General features: G+C 66.2%; 15 protein-coding genes and 6 tRNA genes. 7 read left to right on the top strand and 14 right to left on the bottom strand.

The annotated features are described in order from the left end of the window. Positions 1 to 72: 72 nt before the first annotated feature. The gene (locus tag SK854_RS33100) at positions 73 to 252 is read right to left on the bottom strand and encodes a hypothetical protein (protein ID WP_319979056.1); all 180 of its coding nucleotides are present in this window, start codon (positions 250 to 252) and stop codon (positions 73 to 75) included. A 217-nt stretch (positions 253 to 469) separates the two neighbouring features. Between SK854_RS33100 and SK854_RS33095 the strand changes: the two genes are divergently transcribed. Further along, positions 470 to 1,096 carry a hypothetical protein gene (locus tag SK854_RS33095; protein WP_319979055.1) on the top strand — a complete coding sequence of 209 codons (627 nt, stop codon included), beginning with the start codon at positions 470 to 472 and terminating at the stop codon, positions 1,094 to 1,096. 42 nt (positions 1,097 to 1,138) lie between these two features. Here the strand turns inward: SK854_RS33095 and SK854_RS33090 are convergent, their stop codons facing one another. The 10 genes from SK854_RS33090 to SK854_RS33045 form a co-directional block, all read right to left on the bottom strand. After that, positions 1,139 to 4,276: an ATP-binding protein gene (locus SK854_RS33090; RefSeq protein WP_319979054.1), complete on the bottom strand. Its 3,138-nt coding sequence runs from the start codon at positions 4,274 to 4,276 to the stop codon at positions 1,139 to 1,141. Beyond that, positions 4,273 to 4,872 (bottom strand): hypothetical protein, encoded by a 600-nt coding sequence (locus SK854_RS33085; protein WP_319979053.1) that lies wholly within the window; start codon positions 4,870 to 4,872, stop codon positions 4,273 to 4,275. Before SK854_RS33085 ends, SK854_RS33090 begins: the two co-directional genes overlap by 4 nt. Before the next feature lie 11 nt (positions 4,873 to 4,883). Continuing rightward, entirely contained in the window at positions 4,884 to 6,500 is a 1,617-nt protein-coding gene (locus SK854_RS33080; RefSeq protein ID WP_319979052.1) for a tyrosine-protein kinase family protein, read from the bottom strand. Positions 6,501 to 6,502: 2 nt separating this feature from the next. Further along, positions 6,503 to 7,090, bottom strand: coding sequence for a TIR domain-containing protein (locus SK854_RS33075; RefSeq protein WP_319979051.1), 588 nt, complete (start codon positions 7,088 to 7,090; stop codon positions 6,503 to 6,505). 160 nt (positions 7,091 to 7,250) lie between these two features. After that, positions 7,251 to 7,322, bottom strand: a tRNA-Val gene (locus SK854_RS33070). A gap of 1 nt (position 7,323) precedes the next feature. Further along, positions 7,324 to 7,396 (bottom strand) — tRNA-Gly (locus SK854_RS33065). A gap of 172 nt (positions 7,397 to 7,568) precedes the next feature. Continuing rightward, positions 7,569 to 7,640 (bottom strand) — tRNA-Val (locus SK854_RS33060). Position 7,641: 1 nt separating this feature from the next. Then, positions 7,642 to 7,713, bottom strand: a tRNA-Cys gene (locus SK854_RS33055). Between the two features lie 40 nt (positions 7,714 to 7,753). Continuing rightward, a tRNA-Gly gene (locus SK854_RS33050) sits at positions 7,754 to 7,826 on the bottom strand. Between the two features lie 107 nt (positions 7,827 to 7,933). Beyond that, positions 7,934 to 8,359 carry an SsgA family sporulation/cell division regulator gene (locus SK854_RS33045; protein WP_030477975.1) on the bottom strand — a complete coding sequence of 142 codons (426 nt, stop codon included), beginning with the start codon at positions 8,357 to 8,359 and terminating at the stop codon, positions 7,934 to 7,936. A gap of 256 nt (positions 8,360 to 8,615) precedes the next feature. Here SK854_RS33045 and SK854_RS33040 point away from each other — a divergent pair, with 256 nt between their 5' ends. The 5 genes from SK854_RS33040 to SK854_RS33020 all read left to right on the top strand — a co-directional run bounded on the left by SK854_RS33040 (position 8,616) and on the right by SK854_RS33020 (position 10,968). After that, positions 8,616 to 9,236 (top strand): RNA polymerase sigma factor, encoded by a 621-nt coding sequence (locus SK854_RS33040; protein WP_319979050.1) that lies wholly within the window; start codon positions 8,616 to 8,618, stop codon positions 9,234 to 9,236. Continuing rightward, the gene (locus tag SK854_RS33035; protein WP_319979049.1) at positions 9,233 to 10,015 is read left to right on the top strand and encodes an anti-sigma factor; all 783 of its coding nucleotides are present in this window, start codon (positions 9,233 to 9,235) and stop codon (positions 10,013 to 10,015) included. The genes SK854_RS33040 and SK854_RS33035 overlap by 4 nt, the downstream gene beginning before the upstream one ends. 22 nt (positions 10,016 to 10,037) lie before the next feature. Further along, positions 10,038 to 10,460, top strand: coding sequence for a TIGR02611 family protein (locus SK854_RS33030; RefSeq protein WP_093601025.1), 423 nt, complete (start codon positions 10,038 to 10,040; stop codon positions 10,458 to 10,460). A gap of 56 nt (positions 10,461 to 10,516) precedes the next feature. Then, positions 10,517 to 10,588 (top strand) — tRNA-Val (locus SK854_RS33025). Between the two features lie 218 nt (positions 10,589 to 10,806). Then, positions 10,807 to 10,968 carry a hypothetical protein gene (locus SK854_RS33020; protein WP_319979048.1) on the top strand — a complete coding sequence of 54 codons (162 nt, stop codon included), beginning with the start codon at positions 10,807 to 10,809 and terminating at the stop codon, positions 10,966 to 10,968. A 4-nt stretch (positions 10,969 to 10,972) separates the two neighbouring features. Here SK854_RS33020 and SK854_RS33015 read toward each other — a convergent pair whose 3' ends face one another. The 3 genes from SK854_RS33015 to SK854_RS33005 form a co-directional block, all read right to left on the bottom strand. Continuing rightward, on the bottom strand, positions 10,973 to 11,374 hold the full coding sequence (locus SK854_RS33015; RefSeq protein ID WP_319979047.1) for an MmcQ/YjbR family DNA-binding protein: 402 nt from the start codon (positions 11,372 to 11,374) through the stop codon (positions 10,973 to 10,975). An 11-nt stretch (positions 11,375 to 11,385) separates the two neighbouring features. Further along, complete coding sequence (locus SK854_RS33010) at positions 11,386 to 11,493, bottom strand: SDR family oxidoreductase (protein ID WP_319979046.1); 108 nt, start codon at positions 11,491 to 11,493, stop codon at positions 11,386 to 11,388. 392 nt (positions 11,494 to 11,885) lie between these two features. Then, a complete protein-coding gene (locus SK854_RS33005) occupies positions 11,886 to 12,227 on the bottom strand; it encodes a hypothetical protein (protein ID WP_319979045.1) in 342 nt (113 codons plus the stop codon). On the opposite strand from SK854_RS33005, the gene SK854_RS48300 reads away from it, so the two are divergent. Next, positions 12,176 to 12,532, top strand: a complete 357-nt coding sequence (locus SK854_RS48300) for a transposase (protein ID WP_406601857.1) — start codon at positions 12,176 to 12,178, stop codon at positions 12,530 to 12,532. The two genes, SK854_RS33005 and SK854_RS48300, sit on opposite strands and share 52 nt — an antisense overlap. The last annotated feature ends 105 nt before the right edge of the window (positions 12,533 to 12,637 follow it).

Here is a 12,637-nt window from a genome sequence, read left to right as displayed (position 1 = left end):
ACATCATCCCGACCGTTGTGCCGCAATCGCCCCGGCCGTTTCGAGAAATGGCCGGGGCGCATTCGCGTCAGATCATCCGTGCCACGGGTTGCCGTGGCCGTCCTGGTTCTCCGTGGTGGTGGTCGCGGTGGGAGGCGGCGGCGGGTTGTCGTCCGCGTTGGCCGCGACACCACCGGAAACGGAAGCGGCGACGGCGAGCGCGGTCACGAGGGTGGCGACACCCACGCCGAAAGTGGACACGATTTTGGACATGGCGAATCCTCCGAAGGGAGTCGGAATTGATTTCCGGATTTCGCCCGCTTCTTGCGGGCTCCCTTCGAGCATTCGTCTTCGAAAAGGCTGAAAACAGGTGTTTCCCGTTGCCCACCGAGGTGGTCAACACGTCCACTCCTCATCCACTTCTGGTCAACACCCGCCGTGGATGCTGCGCGCACCCGGCCGCCGGCCGGTCGTCATCAGGGAGGTTCGAGTGACCGAATCCGCGACTTGCGACATCGCCGTGTCGTTCGCCGAGGAACAGCGCGCCGTGGTCGACGAAGTGGTCGAGGCGTGCCGTCAGCGCGGCCTGACCGTGCTGGAGAGCAACGACCTGCCGCAGGCAGAGGTGCGTTTCCTCGTGCCGTTCGTGTCCACTGTGGACGAGATCGTGAACGACCGCGAGCACGTGCTACCGGTGCTGACCGGCGAGCCGCCCACGTCGTCGAACGTGACGTACCTGCGGGCGGACGAGCATCTCGTCAACACCCTCGTCGCCCGCATCGAGGCCGCCGAGACCGCGGGCCACGACCGCGTTCCCGTCGCCGACCTGGTCGCGGCGCTCAAACAGCCGGAGGCCCCCGCGCAGAACAGCGCCCTGCGCACCCTCGCCGAGCAGTTCGCCGCCGCGCCCCCCGCACTCGCCAAGCGCGGTCTCGCCGGCACGGTGCACCTGGGCGGCACGACGGTCGCGGTGCGCGTGGAACGGGCGAACGACGCCGTGTACGCACTCGAAGTGCGCGGCGACGACATCGTGAACTTCGTCGTGCTGGGCGAGTCCCCGGAGCTGTTCTCCACGCTGTGGCAACGAATCGAGGAGATGCTGACCGCGACCGCGTGACGCGAAAAGGGCGGTGCCCCGTCACGGGGACACCGCCCTTTTTCATTGCCTGGCTCGTTCGATCACTTCTTCCAGCCGCAACGGACTGGGCGGGTGATGACTCAGGCACAGCGGAGCCAGCATCCGCCGGAACCCGAACGTGTCCCCGGTGACGTAGAACTGCCCGCGTTCCAACCGCGAGATGTCCGCGATGGAACTTCCCTTGGCCCGCGCCATCTCCGTGGCCGCGGCGATCTGCGCAGGACTGTTCAGCCGCCCGAAGAACTGCGTGGTCGCGTTTCCGGTGACCTGGTTGTGCACGCCCTTGGGCGCCTGTGTCGCCAGCAACAACCCGAGCCCGTACTTGCGAGCCTGCGACGCCAGCAGAATCGTCGTCTGCGTACTGGCCGTGGCCTGCCCGGAAGGCGCGATCGTCTGCGCCTCGTCCATGACCATCAGCCCACCGAGCGGCCGATCCACAGCCGGGTTCCGCTTGATCCAGGCGAACACCTCCAGCTGCAACTGGCTGATGAACCCCTGCCGCTGCTCGTCGGACGGCAGCCCGACGAAGCTGATCACTGAGATCCGCGCCTTCTTGCCCTGCGAGGGCTCGAACAACGCCCCGGGATCCGTGGCCTCTCCGGTCCCCGCGAGCAGCGGATCGTTGACCATCGCGGCCCTGAGCGTCTCCGCCAGATCAGCCGCCGTGGCCGTGGCCGAGTACAACTTGCTGACCCCGTCCGGCAACTCCGCCAGCAGGTCCACAAGCCCGTTCAGGTCCCGCCGGTCGCTGCGCGCGTAGTGTTTCAACGCCTCCTTGAGCACAGCCCGCCCACGAACGGCGAACTTCGTCTCGTTGGCAATCCGCGCATGAGGCACCAACCGAGCCACAGCAGCCTCGACAGCCGCCCCGAACTCGTCCTCATCCCCGCGCACCAAAGCAAAATCAGGCAAGGGATGAAAACTCAGCGGCCGCCCAGCAGCCCGCCCAGGCGTCCACACCACGACCTCAGTGCCGGCGAAATACTCGGCGGCCAGAGCCTCATCGCCCGCCCGCCATTCCCCCGGAGCCTCGGGCCAGGCGTCCCCGAGCCGTGCCAGGTCGTTGTTGGGATCCAGCACGATCGCCGAAACCCCTTGCAGCGCACACTCTTCGACGATCCGGCGCAGCAGCACCGTCTTCCCGCTGCCGGACCCGGCGAACACGATGGCGTGCTTGCGCAACGACTCCAGCTCGATCCGGATCTCCCCGTCCATCCCGAGCACGATCTCGCCGGAGGACTGCGGCCTGGACCGCGGCTGGGGCGTCTGCTGGGGCATCGGTCGGGGCGTCGCCTGCTCGGGCTGCGGCGGAGGGCGGGTCTCCTGGTGCCCGCTCCTCGTCCCGCTCCGCGCCGGATCCGGCAGGATCTTCCGCAGGAACGTGTTGCTGCTGGCCGGTTTCCGCGCCACCAGCCACGCGAGCAACTGGTGCGACTGCGACGACCACATCTCCTTGAGCGCGATGAAGGTGCGCAGGTCGTCGTCGGACACGTCGACGCTCTTCCCGCCGCGCTGCACGAACTCCGCGACCTCGCCCTTCGTCTTCGCCCCGGTCCAGCCGGTGGAACCCTTGCGGATCAGGACGAGGTGCCTGCCGCGCCCGTCCTCGGCCGCCGCACGCGCGTTGCGGAACTTGCGCAGCACCTTGTTCCCGTGACTGCTGGCGATGAGCCGGAAGACCCAGCGCTCCTCGACATCCCGTTCCTCGTCCACCGTGTGCCGCAGGCTCGCGTGCAGGCTCTTGTCCTCGGCCTGGGGTTCGGGGTGCCACGCCAGATCGTCGTTGCCGATCTCGGTGACCCACGACCTCAGCCCTGCCAGCAGCAACGCCGGCATCACGTCGTCCTCGTTCTGCGACCTGACGTCAGCGGCGGCGAGCGCGGCCTTCTCCCGCAACCGCGCGAACTTGGCGTCGAGTTCGGCGAGGTAGTCCGGTACGGGCCCTGCCTTCGGCGTGAACGGCACCGCCGGCGCGGGCGCCTCCTGCTGTTCCGGCTCCTGGAACGAGCGGAGTTCCCGGATCTCACCGTGCAGGCAGGCCTCCGCATGGGAATGCAGCCGCTTGAGCAGCGTGCGCGGAGTCTCCTCCTTCCAGTCGTCGCCGAACGCCTCCGCTGCCACCGGCCAGGTCGAGTGAGGAGGCGTGATCCCCTGGCTCTGATAGATCACGGCGAGCCACTTCTCCACGAGCGTTCTGGCGATCGAGGGATCAGTGACCGAACCCAGGATCGGTGTCAGCGTGAACCGGTCGCCGACCGTGTCGCTGGCGGCCTGGCGCAGCTTGATCCACGTGGTGGGCAGGCACGCGACGATCGTCAGCGTTCGCCGGGTGATCTCGCGCAGTTGCATCAATCCGTCCGAAATGAGCGCGAGCTCGCTCGCTTCCTCAGGGCTGAGGTCGTCCTCGATGAGGTCTTGGGCCTTGTTGATCACGGTGTCCAGCTGGTCGATCGCGATCACACAGGGCCCCGTCATGGCGAGGACGCGCGAGAGGTCCCGCACCACGTACCGCGCTGCCTTCGCCTTGGTCACCAAGCCCCATCGGCGGTACTCACCCGCATCGTCGTCCAGACCTTCGAGATAGCTCTGGCCGATCAGCGAATGCGGAGACGCGTACAACACCAGTGCGCGGATCACAGCGCTGCAGTCGGTCGCGATCCGGGCGTCCACCTTGCGCAGGCCGTTGACGAGGGCGTCCAGGTGCTCGGGCTTCAGCGGTGCCTCGTTCACGATCGCCTTGGTGACCTCCTCGGACACATCAGCGCCACGGCACAACTCCCGCAACAGCACGATGAGCTGAAGCTGACCGGCGTCATCGGTCCTGAGCAGTTCGCTGCGCATGGCTTCGGCGACGTCGTCCCAGAACATCGCCGCCGAGCTGACCTCGATCAGGAAGAAATAGCCACCGGTCTCCTGCACCATGCTGCGCACCGTGCCGAGCAGATGGGTCTTCCCGACCCCCTTGCGCCCCTGCAGGATCAGGCCGATGGGGTTGGAACCGGCGCTGTCCCTCGCATCCGCGATCGCCGTCCGAATGCGGTGCTCGGCTCTCGTGTGCAGACCGTCGACGTGGGACGGCGAAGTGCGCCAGACGTCGTCCGGGGTCTCGGCGGAGTTGAACCGCAACGCGGCCAACGCTTCCCGCAGCTGTGCGGTCACGACTCCTCCATCGCCACGAGGTGCAGATCCTCGCTGCCGACCCGCAGTGCGGCGGCGTGGTCGTCGGCGGTGAGCACCTTGGTGTTGGACTCGGGCGCCAGGTGGACGGTCCCGGTCTTCATCATCTTCACCAGCGTCTCGTCGACCTCGCCCTTGTCCGCGCCGTTGAGCCGGGGCCGGATGCGGGCGAGCCTGATCCAGTCCTGGGGCTCGACGGCCAGTTCCTCGTAGACGGACCGGATCAACGACTCCAGGTCCCGGGACCGGATCACCTCGATGAGCGTCCCGTGCGCCTCGTGGTGGAGGATGAACTTCTTCAGCAGCCCGAACGTGACGCGTGCGTGCGAAGTCGATCTCGGAGGCAACTCCCCCTTGACGAGGTCCTGCAGGCACCAGGCGATGCCTTCGTTCGTGACCTCGTGAACCATCGGCTTCACGGTTTCGTCCGTCCGGATGAAACCAGCCTTGTTCAACTTCTCGCGACCGGGCTTCGTGAGCTTGACCTGGTCGCCCAGCTCCGTGTTGAGCACCGGCCGGTTCTCCAGCATCAGCACCGTCAGCGCCGCACGTTCGGGGGCGCCAAACTTCTCCGGCATCATGCCGCCTCTCAGTCGGTGAACGCGTTGAGTCGTCGATCGATCCGGGCGAGCAGTTGCTCCACCGCGGTTCGCAGTTCGGGTGGCATCGGGGCCTGGGCGCTGTTGCCGCGCGTCTTGCTGGTGAGCGCGAGCGCAGCCGAGAGGTCGAGCAGCAGCTCCATGTCATCGCTGTCGAGCGCCGCCGTCATGCCGTGGACGGTTTCCTGGACGAGCACGAACCGCCCGATGTGGGGCATCTCGTCGGGAAGACCGCGCAACGCGGTCGCGGCCGTCACCAGCGCCTCGTGGTTCGGTTCGTGGTCGGGAGTCCCCTGGATGAGGGCGTGGAGCTGCCGCGCGACCAGTTCCGGACGCGGGCCGAGCTCCAGGTGCCGCAGGTTGCGCAGGAAGCCCGGCAACTCGTCTCGATCCGTGTTCTTCGTCAGCACGCAGAACAACTGCCGCTGATCGCCTTCGGGACCGATGGTGTGCCGCAGGAAGCGCTCCGCCTCGGTGATCTGCCACCGGCTCGCCTCTCCGTCCACCAGGAGGCACAGGTGCTCCGCCGGCTCACCGGTCTTCTCGAGGATCTCCGGGTCGCCGGACACCGAACGCTCGGCACGCAGCCCGAGCGCGTTCAGTTCGGTGATGAGGTCCTCGGTGGCCTTCAACAACGTCCGGGGGCTGGACACCAGCAGGTCGAGGTCGAAGTCCCGATGGTGGTTGCGCGCGGCCGCGACGTAAGCGTCTCGGTTGTCCTCCAGCACGTCGGTGCGGTCGAACCCCTGCGCGATCACCGCGGCGATGGTCTCCAGCGCGTACGAGATCTGGTCGGGGGACGGGACGGGTTCCTCCAGCACCGGCAGCTGCTCGCCGAAACTCCAGTAGGAGACGTACGGGACCGTCAGATGCCGCAGCATCAGGTCTTCTGGGACGCTCTTGACGAGCCAGTTCTCGAACAGCGGGGCGACCACCTCGGCGCACTTGCGCTGCCACTTGTCCGCGCGTTCGTACTCGACCCGGTTGTCCAGTCGGGACAGCACGGGGAGCACGGTGTGCCGGGGCCGGTCGTAGGGCATCCGGTCTCTCGCGTCATCGGCGCGCCGGGTGATGTCCACGACCTCGTCGAGGTTCTGGTCGTTGGCGGTGAACACGACGACCAGGCGGTCCGGCAGATGAGCCGTGCAGATGCCCGCGATGTCGGAGATGCCGGTCCTGCTGTCGATCAGAACGAAGTCGTGGTCGGCGGTCCAACGGTCACGGCACACCTCGAGAAAGCGCGCGAACCCCTTCTCGTACAGCTGCGCCCAGTCGATCGCCTGCATCCGCTGCATGTAGAAGCGGTCCATCTTCCCCGCGGCCAGCAACTCGAGCGTGCCGCCGCCTTCCACGGCAACGGTCAGCGCGTGGGCAGCGGGTTCGTTCGCACCCGCGAGGAAATCGTGCGCGAGATCGATCACGCCGCCTTTCGGTGCTCCCCGCAGCACCGGCGCGAAGTAGTGGTGCAGGCCAGGAGCTTCCAGGTCCCAGTCGATCGTGAGAACCCGATAACCCCAGCGCGCGAGCAACACCGCGATGTTGGCCATGGTGAAACTGCGACCGACGCCGCCCTTGTACGAGTAGAAGGTGATGACGGTCCCGGCCATGGTCAGAACCTCGGTATCTGGGGCGGCTGAATGAGCGGGGGTTCCGGCGGATCGACGTCAGGCCAGTCCGACTGCCAGGGCGGCGCCTGTTTGGCGAGCCGGACGAGATCAGCCGCGAGATCGTTCACCCGCGTGTGGAATCGAAGATATTTCCGGCTCTGCTGATAAACGGGATCCGGGTGTGCGACATCCTTGAAATCCACCCATGACCTCTCCTTTTCCTCCACCGGAAAGTTCTCGGAGTCGGAGTAGAGGATCGGGTAGATCAACCCCTGGGAGACCTCGAGGCTTGCGACACCGAGCATGTCCTCCCTGGCCCGCATGCTCTTCTGCTCGGCCATGCACCAGCGGGACTCGTAGTACTGCGGCGTGAGGAGCTGGACCATGATCTTGCTGTGGCGCAGGGCGTCCTGCAGGTTCGACGGCCAGTGCACGCCGCGCTCCATCGTGCGGTCGACGTACACCGACGGAGTCGGCGCGTACTGGTCAGCAAGACATTCCTTGAGCTTGCCCAGGAAGTGGTTGATCAACCACTTCTGCACTGTGCCGTATCGGCAGTAACTGATGAAGAAATCGTACTTGTAGGACACAGCGCACAACGGTAGGTGCGCAACCCACGACGATAAAAGACAAAAAAGTGGGCATTTTCGGCTGTCCCAGCCGCAATTGGACAAAAACTGGATACCGGGCAGCACGCCCCGGACAGCAAGAAGCCCCCGATCATGGAGATCGGGGGCTTCTGCCGAAGAGTGGACGATACAGGGATTGAACCTGTGACCCCTACCGTGTCAAGGTAGTGCTCTCCCGCTGAGCTAATCGTCCGAGCGGATGACGAGACTCGAACTCGCGACCCTCACCTTGGCAAGGTGATGCGCTACCAACTGCGCTACATCCGCGTGCCCCGCCGGTTTCCCGTGGTGCGAGAGGAACTTTATCCGACGCTCCCCCGAAGTTCCAAATCGGCTGATCTTGCGCCTGCCGAGGTGTGCGGAGCCGGCTGCGGGAAAGGTGCGTGAACGACAGCGGGGCCAGGTGCGCTGTGCACCTGGCCCCGCTGATGATCCAAAGTGGACGATACAGGGATTGAACCTGTGACCCCTACCGTGTCAAGGTAGTGCTCTCCCGCTGAGCTAATCGTCCGAGGCGGAGACGGGAATCGAACCCGTGTACAGGGCTTTGCAGGCCCTTGCCTAAGCCACTCGGCCACTCCGCCAGGAGCATGGATCCACAGTGAAGCCACCGGGGAACCACAGAGCGGATGACGAGACTCGAACTCGCGACCCTCACCTTGGCAAGGTGATGCGCTACCAACTGCGCTACATCCGCGTTCATCACTGACTTCATGATGTTGAAACAAAGCTTATACGAGGGGTTCAAGCGGGTTTCACCGGGGGGTCCCGCATCGCCATCGCGGGCCCCCTACCTCGGATTATTCAGCTGAGGTCGTTCGAGATGAGGTGCGTGAGCGCCTCGTCGACGTTGACCCAGAGGTGCTCGTTGCCCGGCACGACGACGTCGTAGGTCCGGTCGAGGAAATCGGCGAGTTCCTGGGCGGACGCCTCGAACATGGCGTGCCCGGAAGGCGAGCTCAGCTCGATCACGACGACCTCGGGGTCGTCGGCGGCGGGGCGGATCCGGACGTCACCGTCACCGGCGTCGGCGATGAGACCGTCGGCGAGCAAGTCGCGGGCGTAAACCCACTCGACCCAACCGGCGCGGCCGGTGCGGAACGCGGCGACGACCGCGTACGGGTCCTTTGTGTCGTATCGCAGCTCCACTTGAACCGGGACCGCAGGGGTCCTCGGTGCCAGCAGGTCGAAGACCGCTGTCGAGCGGAGCGTCACGTGATCGTTGCGCATCGTCGTTACCCTCTTCTCCCTTCCCGGTCAATGAAACGACCGAGCACCTTAGTTGTGACGTGCATGTGGCGAGGAACGCTCGCTAATCGGGCCCAGATCACCCCATCGGGTCAGCTTGACTCCGCAACGCGACCGTATGCACGCGCTCCGTGTCCTCCTCGCTCGTTAGCCGACGTTCAGCGACTCCCATCTTGCTGGGTCTAACCTGAACCCGGTACCGGCTGTTGCGCGAATGTTGGACGTGAGGACATCTCTGGTGGCTGACTCGCCCGGCCCAACCGTCGCGTCGAGCGACGGCCGGCCGACCGATTTCGAGCTCGTGCAAAGACTCGCACAGGGCGATCGGCCGGCGTTCGGTGAGCTGTACGACAGGTACGGCACACCAGCATATTCGCTGGCCAGGCGCATCTGCGTGGACCCGGAACTGGCCGAGGACGTCGTCCAGGAAGCCTTCCTCGCGCTCTGGCGGAATCCCGCCAGGTTCGACCCCGCCCGCGGAAGTTTCGGCACCTGGTTGATGACTCTGGTTCACCACCGCGCGGTGGACGCCGTACGTAAAGAGAACACTCAGCGTCGTCGGACTGTTCCCCTCACCGACGATGTCTCCCCTCCTGCCGAGGGCTCCGACCACGCAGCGTTGGTCAGCGTGGTGAGCGCCGAGGTCAGAGCGGCCCTGCACACGTTGCCGGAAGAACAGCGCCAGGTAATAGCGCTCGCCTATCTGGGCGGCTACACGCAGTGCGAAGTGGCAAAGCTGACAGGCGTACCCCTGGGCACTGTGAAATCGCGCACGTTCGCGGCGATCAGACGCCTGAGAGGCACGTTGGGGAACTTGTGGGCCGGAGAGACCGGCGAGACGACAGGAGTTCACCGGTGAACGGCGACCTGTGCGCTCAAGAGGAGCTCGCCGTCGGCTGGGCGATGCACTCCCTGGAGCCAGACGAGGAAGCACTGGTCCGCGACCACCTGCCGACCTGCACCACGTGCCAGCGCACCGTGCAGGCGACGCAGGAGGTGCTGGCGGGCATCGGCGGCGCGGTCCGCCAGGAACAACCACCACCCCGCCTCCGCGCGAGGCTGATGGAACAGATCGAGCACATCCCCCAGGAAGTGCCCGAACAACACATCCCACGCCACGCGGCCCCGATTCCGCTACGCCCGCAACACCGCCGCCGCACCGGCCGCGTGCTGCTGGCCGCCGCGGCAGCGTTGGCCGTACTGGCAGGCGGCGGCTACCTGGGCGTGCGCGTGAACCAACTCTCGAACGAGGTCACGGCCGCACAGACACGCACCGACGAGCTGAACAAGGCCCTCTCCCTGGCCGCGGATCCGACCACGAACAGGGCGGTCCTGCGCACGACCTCAGGCGACGAAGTGGCCATCGTCCTCTCGAACCCGACCTCGGGCGCCGTGATGCCGATGAACCTCAAACCGAACGACACGGGTCACGTTTACGTAGTTTGGGGTGCGAGCACGAAAGCGCCGGTACCGTTGGCGGTGTTCGACGTGCGCGCAGGCTCCACAGACCCGCAACTGCTGGCCTGGTCCGCCGACGCGCACAAGCACACGACCTTCGCGGTGTCGCTCGAACCAGGCCGCCAGGCCCCGCCGAAACCCTCGGAGGTGCTGGCAGGTGGTCAGGTTGCACCCGCCTGAATCCCAACAGGATGATCGACACATGACGAAGCCGGAAGTGAAGCCCGACGAGCACAAGGGCTGGCGCCACTGGTTCCACCGGAACCCGGCGCTGAACCTGGCGTACCGAATCGGCGTGGGCGTGATCGGCGGCCTGGTCCTGATCGCGGGCATCATCATGATCCCGTACCCCGGCCCGGGCTGGCTCGTCGTCTTCGCGGGCCTCGCCATCCTCGCCACGGAGTTCGAGTGGGCAGGCCGAGTCCTGAAGTTCGCGAAGCGCTACTACGACCGCTGGGTCGCCTGGCTCAAGCGCCAGCCATCCTGGGTCCGCGGCCTGGTGATGGCGGGCGTCTGCGCCATCGTCCTCGTCACCTGCTACTTCCTCAACGTGTTCGCACTGGTGGGAGGCTGGTTCGGCCTGGAGTGGACCTGGTTGCAGAGCCCGATTTTTGGTTCTCGTTGATGATGTTGTAGGCTATGGCCACACCGCGAGAGCGGGGCAACACCACAACAGAACACGGGCGTTTAGCTCAGCGGGAGAGCGCTTCGTTCACACCGAAGAGGTCACTGGTTCGATCCCAGTATCGCCCATACGACCCGAAAGCCTCTGACCTGCACAGGTCGGGGGCTTTCGGGTTTCTCGGGCCCTCGCAGACCCTGCGGGGTGCCAAAACTAGGCTCAGCGTTCTGACCTGCGCCTTGGGTCGCCGCGGGTTCGTACTCGTTGATCAAGCCGCCGAGTACTCGCCGACGACGAACGGGCCTACAGCCTGACCATTCCCTGGACGTCCGACAGATCCAAGGAATACGTGGCGTTCAATTCGCTCGCCTTCGCGATGTCCGCCCTGCTGACCAGGAACCACCCGCGCAAGCAACCGTCCGCCGCCGCCGTGAACCAGGCATTCGCCGAGATCACCGCCGATCGTCACGAGCGGATGTGGACCGCCGTCCTCAGCATCCGCGAGCCCTGACCGCTCAACCGAGCAGCTTCACGAGCTTCGCCGGCGCCAGCACGCGGTAGCTCTCGGTCAGCAACTCCCGCACCTCGTCCCAGTCCACGTCCGGCAGCACCTTCAGCCCGACCACGTCCTTGCCCCACGCCGCCCGGAAGAAGGGCTCCCCGGCTCCGGCCAGGGCGTCGAGCTCCTCGGGCTGGGCGCGGAACGTCATGATCACTGTTGGTTCGGTGAGTTCGGCGGCCCGGCTGTACGCCCCTGTCTCACCGGGATGCGCTGTGAAGACGTGCACGAAGCTGCGGTTGCGGATGCTCCACCGCATGCCCACCCACGCCGCTTGCTCGGTGGCCTCCGGCAGCGCGGCGCAGATGGCCCGCACCTCGTCCAGCACCCGGTCCGGCACGTCCGCACGATCGTTCACGGCGCACAACGCTACGCGCCCGCTCCCCCGTCCACGAGCACGATCGCTCCGTTCACCATCGATGCCCTGTCGCTGAGCAGCCAGGCCGTCACCTCGGCCACCTCGCGCGGTTCGGCCATCCTGCCGAGCAGGCTTGAGGCGTTGTAGTGCGCGATCGTGCCGGGGAGTCGCGGCCTCCCACTGGTCGATCATCGCCGTCGCGGTGCCGCCGGGAATGATGCCGTTGACCCTGATGCCCTCCTTCGCCCAATCAACGACGGCGCTCTCGGTGAGGCTGTTGAGATCGCGCCTCGTGGCTGTGCGTGCCGAAAACTGCATCCACACAGATCAAGCCACATGGTGATACTCATGGATGACTCCGCCGAGACGGTCCTGTCGATCTATGGCGAGGCGTTCGATCTCGTCGGGTACGTGAGGCTGGGGCTGGGTCGCATGGGTGCTGCCGCGGCGAGTGATCGGTGAGTTCGGTGTTCGTTGTAGTGCCGCTCGTACTCGCGCAGCGTGTGGTCGATCAACACGCCCACGGACGAAGCGCCCCACGACCGGGCAGCCGCGAGAACACCACCGACAGAGTGGACACGGCGAACATGCGCAGCAAACGTTCAGTGCAGTAAGGCAGTTCAGCCGGATCCGTGGACACTGTGGACGGTGCGGAGGCCTCATCCCACGGAACGTTCGCGCCGCGGGCAAGATGCACGACCCGCCACAGCAGCGCGGCGACGCCGAGAAACACCGTGACGTCGGCAGCGACCGTGCGGGCGGGACGGGTCGGGTGGGTGAGGAGGTCTTCACCGACGAGCTGTGGGCTCGGCTGGAACCGTTGATCCCGGTGCGCCCGAGGCGTTTCCGCCATCCGGGTCGCAAGCGTGCCGACACCGGGCCGCGTTGGAAGGCATCCTGTACGCGGTGCGCACCCGCATCGGATGGAACCGGCTGCCCATCGCCCTGTCAGGTGCCTCGGGCACAACCTGCTGGCGGTGGTTGACCGAGTGGCACGAGGCCCGTCTGGCAACAACTGCTCGCCGAACTGCGCGCCGCCGGGTTGCTGGACCTCTCCGTCCGCCCTGGTCGACGCCGCCATCTCCGCGCCCTCAAAGGGGGGACCACACCGGGCCGTGCCCGGTCGACCGGCGCACGCCGGCTCCACGCATCACCTGATCACCGACGCCACTGGCATTCCCAGGCGTCACGCTCACCGGCGGGCACCGCAACGACAATCGAAGAACGGCTCCATTCTCTGATTTCCTCTGCACGGGCTGAAGC

The sequence above is a fragment of the Lentzea sokolovensis genome, from assembly GCF_033949975.1.
GTDB classification, from domain to species: Bacteria; Actinomycetota; Actinomycetes; order Mycobacteriales; family Pseudonocardiaceae; genus Lentzea; species Lentzea sokolovensis.
Note: the sequence above shows the minus strand (reverse complement) of the source record. Positions and strands in the feature narration are given on the sequence as shown.

Coding starts and splice junctions, on each gene's coding strand:
- SK854_RS33100 (WP_319979056.1), bottom strand. CDS start 252: ATGTCCAAAATCGTGTCCACTTTCGGCGTGGGTGTCGCCACCCTCGTG.
- SK854_RS33085 (WP_319979053.1), bottom strand. CDS start 4,872: ATGCCGGAGAAGTTTGGCGCCCCCGAACGTGCGGCGCTGACGGTGCTG.
- SK854_RS33080 (WP_319979052.1), bottom strand. CDS start 6,500: ATGGCCGGGACCGTCATCACCTTCTACTCGTACAAGGGCGGCGTCGGT.
- SK854_RS33045 (WP_030477975.1), bottom strand. CDS start 8,359: ATGCGCAACGATCACGTGACGCTCCGCTCGACAGCGGTCTTCGACCTG.
- SK854_RS33030 (WP_093601025.1), top strand. CDS start 10,038: ATGACGAAGCCGGAAGTGAAGCCCGACGAGCACAAGGGCTGGCGCCAC.
- SK854_RS33010 (WP_319979046.1), bottom strand. CDS start 11,493: ATGGCCGAACCGCGCGAGGTGGCCGAGGTGACGGCCTGGCTGCTCAGC.
- SK854_RS33005 (WP_319979045.1), bottom strand. CDS start 12,227: ATGGCGGAAACGCCTCGGGCGCACCGGGATCAACGGTTCCAGCCGAGC.